We start from the raw sequence: 12,257 nt of genomic DNA, 5'->3' as shown, positions 1-12,257 counted from the left end.
GCAGGTTATGAATTTCGTGCCACGTCGGTCAGCCGGCTCATGTTCTTGAGCAGGATGCGGCCGCGTTGAAGATCGAGGATACCATCCTTGCGCCATTGCTGGAGCTGGCGATTGATGCTCTCGCGCGCCGCGCCGACGTAAACGCCGAGCTGCTCCTGCGAAATATGGACCTCCGACCCGTAGTCGTCGGCGAGCGCACACAGCCGGCGCGCCATCCGCACCGCCAGCGGCTGCAGCACCGATTCCTCCATTCGCTCGCTGATCCAGCGGATGCGCTGGCACAACAGTTCGATCAGGCGGATTGCGATCTTCGGCTCCCGCTCCAGGAACGCCAGCAGATCGCCGCGGCGCAGGACGAACAGTTCGCTCCGCTCGCCCGCCACCGCGTCGGCGGTGCGGGACTGCCCGTCGAGCACGGCGATTTCGCCGAACAGGTCTCCCGGCCCCTGGAAATTCAGGGTCAGACGGCCGCCGTCCGAGGCGCCGGTCTCGATGCGGATCTGGCCGCGGCGCACGCCGTACAGTGCATCGCCGTCATCGCCCTTCTGGAACAGGACCTCGCCGACATCGAGCTGCTCGGTGTGGCATAGCGCCGCCATGCGCTGCAGATCGTCCGCACCGAGATCCGAAAACAGCGGATTCATCTTGAGAATGACCGCGAATTCCGACTGCTTGCTCATCGCAATTCACCCTTGAGACCGACCGCCGTGACGCCGACGGGTTGTCGTCAGCTAAATTTTTGAAAATGATCTCGCCGCTGCTTGCCACATCGTCATGACTTTCAATATGCCGGATCGCGCTCGATGGAATGTGTCATAAGTCACGGAACATTCCGGCAGCCGGTTCTAGCATTCGCGTCCCGTTTCAGCGAGCCTTCTTGCGAATGCTGGAATCCAGAGGACTATAGTTTACGGCTCACGAACAAGGCCCCATTTTCCGGGACGGCAAGATGAGAGCATTGAAAATCGCGGGCGCCGCTGCAACCTGCCTCGTTGCGATCCTGATCGTGCTCGTGGTGACGGGGGCCCATTCCGGCTTCGTCACCTCGCTGGTTCAGGACAGGATCGCGCGAGAGACCGGCTACCGGATTGCGATCAAGGGCCGGACCGAAATCGGGGTATGGCCGTCGCCGAGCCTTACGCTGCACAACGTCATCCTCGACCGGCCGGGGAGTTCCGCGAGCGACGGACGGCTTGCCGTCGGAGAAATCCGCGCCGGTTTCGAATTGGCGAGCCTGCTGTCGGGCGCTCCGAAAATTTCGGACCTGGCGATAGACCATCCGACGCTGCGGCTACCGATGCTGCGCGAACGCGCCGGCAGCAGTCTCCCGGTCGGCCCAACGCGCCCTGAAAATACGCCGGACAACGAGGCGGCATTTCCGATCGAGCGGATGACGGTGTCCAATGGCACGATCGTTTTCTTTGATCCGCAAATCGGAACGGAAGAAACCGTCGGCGACATCAACGCGAGCGTGACGCTTGGCGCCGACCGGAAAATCAACATCACCGGCGATGCGCGTCCCGGCGACCGGCCGCTGACATTCACCCTCGCCGCTACGCCGTCCGCCGGTCCGCTCGGGCGCCGGAATATCCCGACCGAGTTGACGCTGGAGGTTTCCGGCTCGCCCGCGCACCGGCTGACAGCGAAGGCCGAGGTCCGGATCAACGGCGACACGCTTCTCGTCAACGGCCTGTCTGGATCGCTCGACGACGGCAAGTTCAATGGCTGGGCATCAGTCGATCTCGCGGGCAAGCCGCTGGTCAAGGTCGATCTCGATTTTCAGCGGCTCGGTCTTGGCGCGCCGCCGCCCCAGCCTCTCGCCCCGAAAGCCGGCGCGCAGCCATGGAGCGATACGGCAATCGATGTCAGCGGGCTCAATTACGTCGACGCGCAGGTGACGATTTCGGCGGCCGAACTGACGATCGGCGAAGCACGCTTCGCGCCGGCCTCGGTCGAGGCCGCCATCGCCGGCGGAGTCCTGAAGGCGACATTTTCGAATCTCGGAGCCTATGACGGGCAAGCCAATGGCGTCCTGTCGATCGATGCGAAAGGCAGCAATCCGTCCTACGCGCTGAAGACCGACGTGACCGGCGTGCGCGCGCTGCCGTTGCTGTCGGGCCTTGCCGGTTTCGACAATGTCGACGGCAGGATGCGGGCCACGGCCGACGTGACCGGCACCGGCGTCAGTCTGCGCGCGATCCTCTCGAGCCTGACCGGGACGGCTTCGATCGACGTCCGCGACGGCGCGATCCGCAATCTCAACATCGCGAAGATGATCCGCGCGCTGACGTCGGGCACATTGTCCGGATGGCAGGAGCGTCCGGACCAGGCCACTGACCTGTCGCAACTCCGCGCGACCGCGACCATCGCGAAAGGACAGGCCGTCACGAACGACCTGTTCCTGGCCGGGCCGCTGGTGCGGATGACCGCCGCAGGCACCGTCGATATCGGCTCGAAGACGCTGGCTTTCCGGGTCGAGCCGAAGCTCGTCATGACAACCGAAGGTCAGAGCGGCAACACCGATCCGGTCGGCCTCGGCATTCCGGTCATCGTGCAGGGGCCGTGGAGCGAGCCGCTCATCTATCCGGACGTGGCCGGCATTCTGAACGATCCCGCCGCGGCCTATGCGAAGCTTCGGGAATTGGGACAGGGACTGTTCGGCCAAAGCGGAGCGGGAGACCCGAACAAATCCGGTCCCAATTTCGGGGAGACTCTGGATAGCCTGATCCGGCAGGGCCTCGGCGCAGCAACCGCCCCCGACGGGCAGCCTTCCCCCGCCCGGCCGTCGCAAGAGCCATCGGCTCCGTCCCGCGACAAGCAGCCACCCGTCGATGAGATCATGAAGCAGCTATTCGGCCGCTAGAGTCTGTTTCAACTGCGTTGAACCGGACTCGTCGCTCATCTTTTTGTTTGAGCATGATCTTTTCCGAAAACCGGTTTCCACTTTTCGGGATCATGCTCTAACTGCAAGATTTCACTCGCAACATCACCACATCGTCTTCCGCGCGCGCTCCAGCCATGCCTTGTCGTATTCCTCGCCGCCGACGCGGCTCTTGCTCATCTCCGCGAGGATTTCGCCGGGCGTCGGCAAGCTCTTGAGGTCGACGTGACGGGCGGGATCCCAGAGATGCGAACGGATGATGGCGCGCGCGCACTGAAAGTAGATCTCCTTCACCGTCATGACGATGACCGAGCGCGGCGTCTTGCCTTCGACCCCGAATGACGACAGCAGCCCGGGATCGGCCGACACCAGCGCCCGGCCGTTGACCCGCAGAGTGGTGCCCGATCCCGGAATCAGGAACAGCAACGCCGCCCGGGGATCGCGTATGAGATTGCGCAGCGAATCGATGCGGTTGTTGCCGCGCCGGTCCGGAATGACCAAGGTGAGGTCGTCCTGAACGCGAACGAAGCCCGGCAGGTCGCCGCGCGGCGAGCAGTCAAGTCCCTCCTCGCCGCAGGTCGCCAATATGGCGAACGGCGAACTTTCGATCAGCGCGCGATAGGACGGCGTGATTCTGTAGGCCACCTTGATGGTCGCCGCCTCGCCGGGCTGGCCGTAGATGGCCTCGAGTTGCTCGATCGTCTCGATGGCGGTCACCACAATGCTGCTCCCTGCGTTGAAACGGACTTTCCCGCCGTTGACGACCCAGCCCGGACCGCCATCCCTATACATGCGCATGCGTGGAACTGCGAGACCTACCGTTTTGCCGCTGCCGACATCGCCGTGCGGGCGAGCGCCAGTCCCATCAGCACGAAGGCCGATGTCACTTCCGGCCCGCCCACCACAATGCGCGTCGGCGTTTTCATCTTGTTCCATTCGTAGGCCTTGAAAGGTCCGCGCCGGCCGCCTTCGCCGACCTGGCCGACGATGCAGTTGAGCGCAGGCGTGAAGGCGGTCGCGTCGGCGCCGAGATGGCCCAACGCGATCAGCGCCAGCGCGGCATCGAACGCGTTCATCTCGCCTGCGATCAGCGTGTCCTGAACATACGCAAGAACCCGGCCGCGGATATAGCCGAAGCTGTCATCGGGATCGATCGCCCGGCGGGCGGCGGCGGGCAGCGCCGCGAATGCCGCATGGCAGCGTCCGAAGTAGGCGCAGTAGAGTTCGGGCAGATAGTAGATATGGGACCTGGGATCGCTGAACGCGCCGCTCTCGACCAGCCGTCTCTGGAAGCCGATGATCCGCTGCACCGTCTGCAGGCGTCGCGGCGTTTCCAGAACGCGCCACCGCGAACAATTGCGGAAGCTGACCTCGAGAACATCGAGGTTGAGGGTGGGGTCAAGATCGTTGCCGTAAGGGCGGTCGCCCGCGAGGTTGTCGATCCAGGTCACGATGCCGCCGTCATAGTCGATGTTGTCGTTCAGCGGCACAGTCACAAGACGCTCGTTGGCGCCGCCGCCTGCCTGATAGCCGGCGTAGAAATCGAGCAGCGGCTGATCGAGGATCGGATCGGTCGAGCCGGCTTGCGTCGCGGCCGAGAACGCGCAGGCGGTGGTGTCGCAGTCGGGAACGTAGATACCGAAGCCGAGGTCCTGCTTGATCTGCGCGAAGAAGCGGCTGAAGCGCGGATGGGGATTCGGCGCCAAGGCGGTGATGACGCTGACGCGCTCGCCGTCGCGCGAGAGCACGTCCTCGCGGCTGGTCTTGAGGCAGAAATCGACCATCGCGGCGTTCGCGCGGCGGATCGCATCGGTTTCCACTCGCGTGGCGAGGCTGGTTTCGGCGAAACTCGACAGCGCCTCGATGAAGAAGGCGTCGTAATAGGCCGAGCGATGCCGGATCTGCACCGGCTCCCACATCGGTTCGGCGATGCCCTGCCACGGCGGATTGATCACCTCGCGCGCCGGCGACCGCGCGATGAAGACCCGCGCCAGATTGAACAGCAGCGTCGAGTTCTTGTAGCCGCGCGCATCGAGGCCGGTAAGGGCGGCGAGAAAATCCCGGCCGCGCAGATCGGGATCGCCGATCAGGTTGAACGCGGCATAGGTCGGGATGAAGCCGTTCTTATCAAACGACCGGAGCAGATGCGCGCCGCAGGTCCGGATGATGCGTTCGATCTCGGCAAGGCTTGGCGGCGGTCCCGCAGCGGCCACCGGTTTGGGCAGGGGATGGTGCAGCGTCACGGTGTCCAGCAATGCGGCCACCGGCCGGCCGATGGCCGCCCAGTCCGGGCATTCATCGTCCCGCGCGTGCCGCAGCGCGTCCTGCAGGTCCCGAAACCGGCCCTCGTCCCGCAGTTCCGGCAGGCCCGCCCGCCGCAAAAGCGGGCGCAGAGCCGGATTGGCCAGCGCGGTTCTGTAGAACTTGGCGAGATGAGGATCGCCGCCGCTATGCCACAGCAGGAGGGGATCGCAGATGTCGTACAGCGACGGGCCGTCCTTGCGGTTCGTCAGCGCGCGGTAGACGGCGCCGGCGACATGGCGAGCAGTCATATTTCTCTCTGCGCTCCCATGCGTGGACGGCATCGACGGCCTGATTCAGCCAAGCCATTGAAAAGCTACACGGATAGGCAAAAAATACAAACGTGACCCAGCTCACGGCATTGCACCGCCCCGCCGCGGCAGGTTGATTGCCCTGAGGTTCCGCCTCTCTCCGGAAATTCGTGATGAGCCATCCGGTTTTCGGAGGTGCGCGAGGTGCTTAACCAATTGTGTTTTCAATAAATAAAGGTTTCGTGTTGCTCATGGAGGACGCGCAGGGTATGACCTTATGTTGCAGTGCCGCAGAACCAGCGTATTTCTCCGCGACAGTTCAGGCACCCCCTCAAACCGATCCGGCGTTGGCGCGACCTTGGAAGCGCCGTCGCGCATTGACCAGGAATTGACCGTTATGAAATTCGGGCCGCTTCGCCTTTCCTCCCGGTCGGTCACACTGGCCGCCGTCCTGGTCGGGATGGTATCGCTGGCGATCGGAGCCCATGCCGCGCTCAACAAGCGCAGCCTGGAGGTCGCGAAGGCTCTCACTGTCGCCGACACGACCGGCAGCATCGCGATCAAGCCGCCGCGGGTCGCGCTGGTCATCGGCAACGGACACTATCCGGATGCGAACGAGCCGCTAAAGCAGTCCATCAACGATGCGCGGGCGCTGACGACGATCCTGCGGCGGGACGGCTTCGACGTCATCATGGTCGAGGACGCCAACAAGGATGACATGCGCAGCGCGGTCCGCCGCCTGGAAGCAAAGATCGGTCCTGATACGACGGCGCTCCTGTTCTTCAGCGGCTTCGGCATTCAGTCCGGCCGCGAGAGCTACATGATCCCGGTCGATGCGCGGATCTGGAAGGAAGCCGACGTTCGGCGCGACGGGTTGTCCGTCGAAGCAGTTCTCGGCGGGATGAAGGAACGCTCCGCCAGGGTCAAGCTCGCGGTGATCGATGCATCGCGGCGCAACCCCTATGAGCGGCGCTTCCGCTCCTACTCTCACGGTCTTGCGCCGATCAATGTGCCGGACAATGCGTTGATCCTGTCCTCGGCCACGCCGGGACAGGTGGTCGACGAGTCGGGCGGGCAATACAGCCTGCTGATGGCGGAATTGCTCAAGAGCCTGGACACGCCGAATCCGGATGCCGAAGCCGTGTTCAGCAAGACGCGGATCGCGGTGTCGCGCGCAAGCGACGGAACGCAGGTCCCGACCGTGTCGTCGTCGCTGGCTCAGGACGTGCCGTTCGGGTCCCGAACGACAACCGACTCGCGCAAGGCCGGCGGTTGAAGCGGCTTACTTCGCGCTCGCGTCGGCCGTGACCGGCCTGACCGGATCGCCTTCGCGCAGCAGGGCGCCGGCGCGCGCCACCACCACGTCGCCATCCGATAATCCCTCGCGGATCTCGACCCGCCCCCCCGACAGCAACCCAACCTCGACGCGCCGGGTTTCGACCCGCTGGCGCCGGACCACCTGAACTACGGTGCCCGCGCTCCCGTACAGGACCGCCGTCAGCGGCACCGCGATGCCGCAGCTTTCGCCGGTCTTGACGATCGCGCGGCCGGACGCATTGACCAGCAGGTGCCTGTTCGGATCGACAGATATGAAGACCTGCCCGAGCTGGCTGTTCGGGTCGACCGTCGGCGCGACCAGCCGGACTTTGCCATCCATGTCGCCGGCGCCAACCACCACCACTCTGGCGGTCTGACCGACCGCAAGGCTCGCCAGATCAGTGATCGGCACCTGGCCGACCAGATCGAACTCGTTGCCGGTGACGATATTGAACAATGCCTCGCCCTTGCCCGACGCGATCGCGCCGATCTCGGCTGTGGAGCTGCTGACCAGTCCCGCGACCGGCGCCTGAACCTGCGTCGAACCGCCCTCGGGACGGTTGAGGCGGGCGAGCGTCTGCCCGGCGGTGACGCTCTGTCCCGGCTCGGCCAATATCTCGGTGACCTTCAGCCCAGGCCGCTCCGGGCGCACGGCCGCCTCATTCTTCGGGATCAGGATTCCGCTGACCTCGACAGTGGCGGAGAAACAGGACCTCGTGGCTTTCAGGACCGTGACCGCCGCGCCGCTCGGGGTCTCCTGCTCGCCGGCCGCGAATCCCTGAGAGGCGACGACCGCCGTCCCGAGCACGATGGCGAGAGCGATCACCCGCGTCGCGACGTGATGCGAGTCAAAGGATTCGGTCGGCATCGAAAGATTCTTTCCGAAAAAAAAAACACCACGCCGTCGCAGCACCAGCCAGTGTCGCTCCGCGCAAGCCTATTCAAGCCGGCATGGCGATTCAACATCCGGGGCGTTCGAACGCACGACACAATCGAATAAATTCATACTGACCGACCCGCCGCCGCGCGCGGTGCGAAGTCCCCGCTCGCGCGATCCTGCCAGCGATGGATCTCGACGGCCGCGACCGGATGGTGAAAGCCCTTCAGGACCAGCGGCGCCAGGGCCGTCGCCTCCACGAAATTCTCCACCATGCCATAAGCGCGCTGATTGACCACGATCTGGCCTGCCTTGGCTTCGTCGCATAGCCTCGAGGCGAGGTTGGTCACGCTGCCGATCGCCGCATATTCGAGCCGGCGCTCGAAGCCGACCTGACCGAGCGTCGCATAGCCGACGGCGATCCCGACGCTGAAGCCGAGGCTGTGACCTCGGTTGCGCCATTTCTGCGACAGCACCCCGATGCTGTCGCGCATTTCCACCGCCATCCTCACCGCGCGCGGCGTGTGATCCGGAACCGGGATCGGCGCGTTGAACAGAATCATCACGCCGTCGCCGGCGTAACGGTCCAGCGTGCCTTCGTACTTGAAGATCAGTTCGCCGAGCGCGGCATGATATTCCCGCAGCACGTTCATCGCCTCTTCCGGCTCCGAGCTTTCGGTGAAGGCCGTGAAGCCGCGCAGGTCGCAGAACACGACCGTGACTTCGCCGCGATGGCTGTCCAGCAGCGAGTTCTGCCCATCGGACGAGGCGACGAGCTGCGCGACTTGCGGTGCGAGGAAGCGTTCGAGCCGCCTGATCCGTTCGATCTCTCCGAGTTGCTTGCCGACCTGCTCCTCAAGCGACTTGTTCCAGTTGAGCAGTTGATAGGTCTGTTGCTGCAGCTTGTCGGCCTGCTGCTGCACGATGCCGTGCGCGGTCGCGAGTTCCTTGCCTTTCTGATCGACCTCGTGGAAAAGCCGCGCGTTGCGCATCGCCAGCACCGACTGATGAGCGAACGTCTGCATCAACCCGAGCAGGTCCGGCGAAAATGCGCCTGTGCCCCGGCGCAGCACGATCAGCGCGCCAAGAACGCCTTGCTGGTCGACCAGCGGCACCGCCAGCGCGGAACGGAAACCAGCCGCGGCGGCATCTTTAAGCGGATTTGCCTCCGACGTTGCGAAGTCTTCAATTGCGATCGGCTGGCCGGTCGCGGCGGCCTGACCCAACAGGCCATCGTCGGCGCTGATGACGCCATGGTCGCCGTCTGCCGGCTTCTCCATGCCGCTGACCTCGATGAGATCAAAGCGGCGAGCTTCCGCATCGAAGCCGTAGATCAGCACGGCATCTGCTTTGGTGATCGCGAACGCGCGTCCGGCGACCGTGCGGAGAACGGCGTTGAGATCGAGCGAGGAGGCGACGGCGCGGCCGAACTCTTCGAGCGCCTTGAGTTCGCTCACCGACTGCGCGAGTTCGCGCGTGCGGTCCCTGACCTTGAGTTCGAGATCGGAATAGGTCTCGCGAAGCTGTCCGGCCATGCTGTTGAACCGCCCGGCGAGTTGCTCCAGTTCGTCGCCGGTCCTGACGTCGATACGGTGTTCGAAGTCGCCGCCGCCGAGCCGTTGCGCGCCGGTGTTGAGCGCCTGGATCGGGACCAGCATGCGCCGCGCCAGCAGCATTCCGGCGAGAATCGCGAGCACAAGACCGAAGGCGACCAAAAGTCCGATGCGAATCAAAAGATCGTGGATCGGCGCGAGCGCTTGACTTGCGGGTTGTTCGAACAGCACGAACCAGCGGAGCTTCGGGACCTGGCTCGACGCGGTCAGCACTGCATTGCCTTCGTCGTTCGTGCCCGACACGGACGACGTGTTGCCGGATTTCAGCGACGCTGCGAGTTGCGGCAGCGCCGACAGATCCTTGCCGGGCTGCATATCCTTGTCGGAGCCGGCGAGCAGAATGCCGTTCGAGTCCACGACATAGGCCGAACCGATTTTTCCGGCCTGCGCTTCGTCGATATATTTGGACAGAAAGCGAAGATCGATTTCCGCGACCGACGCGCCGGCGTCACGCCCGGCGTGAGCGACGGCGATCGACATGAAGGGCTGTTGTTCACGGAAGAAAACCGGCCCGTAGGAGATACCCTTGGCGACGGCCTGCGTGAATCTCACGTCGCGGGAAAAATCAGCGCCGCTGCCGAACGAGACCGAGAGACGCGACAGGCGAAGCTGCTCATGCCCCTGCCCGTCAAGCTGGAAGATGCGGCTGACGGCCGGCACCTGATTGAGCAATTCCGCGTAGTCTGCGCGCCGCTGTTCGACGGTGACGACGCTGGCGCGCGTAACCCAACTCACCTGGCGTTCCAGATCCGTGATCGACTGTTCGATGCGATGCGCCGTCGTATCCGCTCTCTCCGTCATCTCGCGTACAAGCGCGGTCCTGGTCTGGTTGTAGCTGATCCAGATCTCGAGCGCGCCGTTGACCGCGAGAACGAACACGACCAGCCCGACGAGCGACATGACGTATTTGGCGAACAGGCCCCTGCGGCGGTATCGAGTGTTATCCCCGCCCCCGCTCATCAATGTCCCCGCACGACTTTCGCCGTCGATCGGCTTGTCATTGCATTCGCCAGAGGCCAGCTTGGGCTACAACACATTCGTTGATTTTAGATGGTCTGCACGGGAATGGAAACATTCCCGGAGAGGGCGGCAGTTCAAACCGGAAACATGGGTTGCGCATTTTTCCCGCCCGCGGCGCTTGTTGTTATCGCCACATCCAGTTGTGGCCCCAATCGCCCTTCCAGCCCGCGAGACGACCCCCGCGGAATTGCAGATAAAGCCGGTCCCTGCGATCGAAGAAGCCGCTGCCGCCGTAGCTCCGGAGCGCCAGAAAAACCTCGTTGCCCGGACGTCCGCTGATGTAGTTCAGGGGCACGCCGAGCGCGGTCGCTGCGGTCGCCTCGTCCATGCCGAAAGCCAGCGGCCTGTTGTTCGACAGCGTCGCCGTAAAGGATGGCGAATAAGGGAACGTTGCCGATTGCTGCGCATATCCCGGCGAGATACACGCCGCCAGAAACGCAACGCCACATGCCGATGCCAGGGTCAATGTCCGTTGTTTCATGATGCCGCCTTGTGCTTGCTGACACGTAAACCGTGATCCGGAATTCTGCCAGCTTCCATGAGCGATCCCTAACACATTTGCACTCGAGATTTCCGCGCGAGCTTGCAGCGATTAGCAAATCATCGTCGCAACTTGCCCTGCCGGCTCCGCCGGATGTCTGATCTCCCAGAAGTTAACGAGGGGAATGTTTTCCGTTGAATTATCGGCGGACCGCTATGGCGGCGTTAATAATACCGCTTAATCTTCGCGAATCTACTTATCGGCTAAAGTTCGTGCAGCGTTGAACTGCAGCCGACGAGGACCAATGACGACGCTCACAACCGGATCACGCGCGAGGCGCCGCCTGCTCCTGGCATCCGACCGGAGCGATCGAAGCGGCGACCTCGGGGCGATCCTGCAGCGCGTCGGCGAGGTCGATACCAGCCCCACCTCCGGGATTCCGGACGCTCCCGCCGGCCGGTTTTCCGGCATCGTCGTCGACATCAATCTGCGCTCGGCCGAAAGCGTGCTGCGGGTGCGCGACAAACTGTGCATCGAGGCCTATCGATCGGTGCCACGGCTGTTCGTTCTCGCGGATGCGCTTCACCATGGCTCGATGCAGGCATGGGCGCTTGGCGCGACAGACACGATTTCGCGGCCTTTCGACGCGCAAGTCATTCTGCAACGCATTCGTCTCGCATTTCCTGACGACAAGGATGCAACGGCAAACGACACCGCGCTGAACCAGGGCATCGCGTCGGCTCATGCCGTGCTGGTGAAGATATTCACAGAGCTTCCTGCCGGAGTACCGCTTGCATTCAGCGACGTGCTGGAGGCTGAGCATCAGATTGTCAAAGCCATCAAAACCACATCGCTGCGTCAATGGCTGGCCACCGTCGGCCGTCATCACACCCACACTTATCGTCATTGTCTGTTCGTCACGGGATTCGCCGTGGCCTTCGCGCTACAGCTCGGGCTTCGCGAGGACGATCAGCGCCGGCTGGCGCGTGCCGCATTGCTGCACGACGTGGGCAAGGCTTTCATTCCCGTCGCGATCCTCGACAAGCCCGGCAAACTCACCAGCGAGGAGAAGACCGAAATCCGCCGGCATGTGCACCTTGGCTACGAAGCCTTGCTGAATCAGGGAGGCTTTCCGCCGGAGGTGCTCGATGTCGTTCTGCACCATCATGAATTTCTCGACGGCTCGGGATATCCCGATGGCCTGCGCGGCGATCAGATCAGCGACATCGTGCGCCTGACCACGATCGTGGACATTCATGCGGCGCTGGTCGAGCAACGGGCCTATCGCCTCCCGTTCACGCACGCCAAGTCCTTCGCGGTCATGGAAGAAATGGGCGACAAGCTCGACCAGCACCTGCTGCAGGCGTTCCGGCCGGTGGCGCTGGGCTATTGACCGGCGACGGCAATTTCCGGATCGGCAGGCTGCAGGACATTGCCCACGCCCGGTCGATCGGCTAAACGGAATGCTTCGGCACCCGTAGCTCAGCTGGATAGAGCGTTGCCCTCCGAAGGCAAA

The 12,257-nt window shown here is 63.6% G+C and carries 9 protein-coding genes; 3 read left to right on the top strand and 6 right to left on the bottom strand.

Going from position 1 to position 12,257, the window contains the following annotated elements; translation table 11 throughout:
- Positions 1 to 5: 5 nt before the first annotated feature.
- Positions 6 to 680, bottom strand: a complete 675-nt coding sequence (locus ACS3WA_RS12475) for a Crp/Fnr family transcriptional regulator (RefSeq protein ID WP_438278835.1) — start codon at positions 678 to 680, stop codon at positions 6 to 8.
- Positions 681 to 949: 269 nt separating this feature from the next.
- Between ACS3WA_RS12475 and ACS3WA_RS12470 the strand changes: the two genes are divergently transcribed.
- Positions 950 to 2,863, top strand: coding sequence for an AsmA family protein (locus ACS3WA_RS12470; RefSeq protein WP_438278834.1), 1,914 nt, complete (start codon positions 950 to 952; stop codon positions 2,861 to 2,863).
- 123 nt (positions 2,864 to 2,986) lie between these two features.
- Here ACS3WA_RS12470 and ACS3WA_RS12465 read toward each other — a convergent pair whose 3' ends face one another.
- The gene (locus ACS3WA_RS12465) at positions 2,987 to 3,598 is read right to left on the bottom strand and encodes a pyridoxamine 5'-phosphate oxidase family protein (protein WP_438278924.1); all 612 of its coding nucleotides are present in this window, start codon (positions 3,596 to 3,598) and stop codon (positions 2,987 to 2,989) included.
- 98 nt (positions 3,599 to 3,696) lie between these two features.
- Complete coding sequence (locus ACS3WA_RS12460; protein ID WP_438278833.1) at positions 3,697 to 5,433, bottom strand: hypothetical protein; 1,737 nt, start codon at positions 5,431 to 5,433, stop codon at positions 3,697 to 3,699.
- Between the two features lie 397 nt (positions 5,434 to 5,830).
- Here ACS3WA_RS12460 and ACS3WA_RS12455 point away from each other — a divergent pair, with 397 nt between their 5' ends.
- Positions 5,831 to 6,709, top strand: a complete 879-nt coding sequence (locus ACS3WA_RS12455; RefSeq protein ID WP_438278832.1) for a caspase family protein — start codon at positions 5,831 to 5,833, stop codon at positions 6,707 to 6,709.
- Positions 6,710 to 6,715: 6 nt separating this feature from the next.
- On the opposite strand, the gene ACS3WA_RS12450 is transcribed toward ACS3WA_RS12455, so the two are convergent.
- The 3 genes from ACS3WA_RS12450 to ACS3WA_RS12440 form a co-directional block, all read right to left on the bottom strand.
- The gene (locus tag ACS3WA_RS12450; protein ID WP_438278831.1) at positions 6,716 to 7,618 is read right to left on the bottom strand and encodes an efflux RND transporter periplasmic adaptor subunit; all 903 of its coding nucleotides are present in this window, start codon (positions 7,616 to 7,618) and stop codon (positions 6,716 to 6,718) included.
- 134 nt (positions 7,619 to 7,752) lie between these two features.
- Positions 7,753 to 10,200, bottom strand: a complete 2,448-nt coding sequence (locus tag ACS3WA_RS12445; RefSeq protein WP_438278830.1) for an adenylate/guanylate cyclase domain-containing protein — start codon at positions 10,198 to 10,200, stop codon at positions 7,753 to 7,755.
- 184 nt (positions 10,201 to 10,384) lie between these two features.
- Positions 10,385 to 10,741: a hypothetical protein gene (locus ACS3WA_RS12440; RefSeq protein ID WP_438278829.1), complete on the bottom strand. Its 357-nt coding sequence runs from the start codon at positions 10,739 to 10,741 to the stop codon at positions 10,385 to 10,387.
- Between the two features lie 304 nt (positions 10,742 to 11,045).
- On the opposite strand from ACS3WA_RS12440, the gene ACS3WA_RS12435 reads away from it, so the two are divergent.
- Positions 11,046 to 12,134: an HD-GYP domain-containing protein gene (locus ACS3WA_RS12435; RefSeq protein ID WP_438278828.1), complete on the top strand. Its 1,089-nt coding sequence runs from the start codon at positions 11,046 to 11,048 to the stop codon at positions 12,132 to 12,134.
- Positions 12,135 to 12,257: the final 123 nt, after the last annotated feature.

The sequence above is a fragment of the Nitrobacter sp. genome, assembly GCF_051535235.1.
In the GTDB taxonomy this organism is placed as follows: domain Bacteria; phylum Pseudomonadota; class Alphaproteobacteria; order Rhizobiales; family Xanthobacteraceae; genus Nitrobacter.
The sequence above is the reverse complement of the archived record's forward strand: the minus strand, read 5'-3'. Positions and strand labels throughout refer to the sequence as shown.

What these genes read in the sequence shown, in the direction of transcription:
- ACS3WA_RS12475 (WP_438278835.1), bottom strand. Translation starts at nt 680, where the DNA reads ATGAGCAAGCAGTCGGAATTCGCGGTCATTCTCAAGATGAATCCGCTG.
- ACS3WA_RS12470 (WP_438278834.1), top strand. Translation starts at nt 950, where the DNA reads ATGAGAGCATTGAAAATCGCGGGCGCCGCTGCAACCTGCCTCGTTGCG.
- ACS3WA_RS12460 (WP_438278833.1), bottom strand. Translation starts at nt 5,433, where the DNA reads ATGACTGCTCGCCATGTCGCCGGCGCCGTCTACCGCGCGCTGACGAAC.
- ACS3WA_RS12455 (WP_438278832.1), top strand. Translation starts at nt 5,831, where the DNA reads ATGAAATTCGGGCCGCTTCGCCTTTCCTCCCGGTCGGTCACACTGGCC.
- ACS3WA_RS12450 (WP_438278831.1), bottom strand. Translation starts at nt 7,618, where the DNA reads ATGCCGACCGAATCCTTTGACTCGCATCACGTCGCGACGCGGGTGATC.
- ACS3WA_RS12445 (WP_438278830.1), bottom strand. Translation starts at nt 10,200, where the DNA reads ATGAGCGGGGGCGGGGATAACACTCGATACCGCCGCAGGGGCCTGTTC.
- ACS3WA_RS12440 (WP_438278829.1), bottom strand. Translation starts at nt 10,741, where the DNA reads ATGAAACAACGGACATTGACCCTGGCATCGGCATGTGGCGTTGCGTTT.
- ACS3WA_RS12435 (WP_438278828.1), top strand. Translation starts at nt 11,046, where the DNA reads ATGACGACGCTCACAACCGGATCACGCGCGAGGCGCCGCCTGCTCCTG.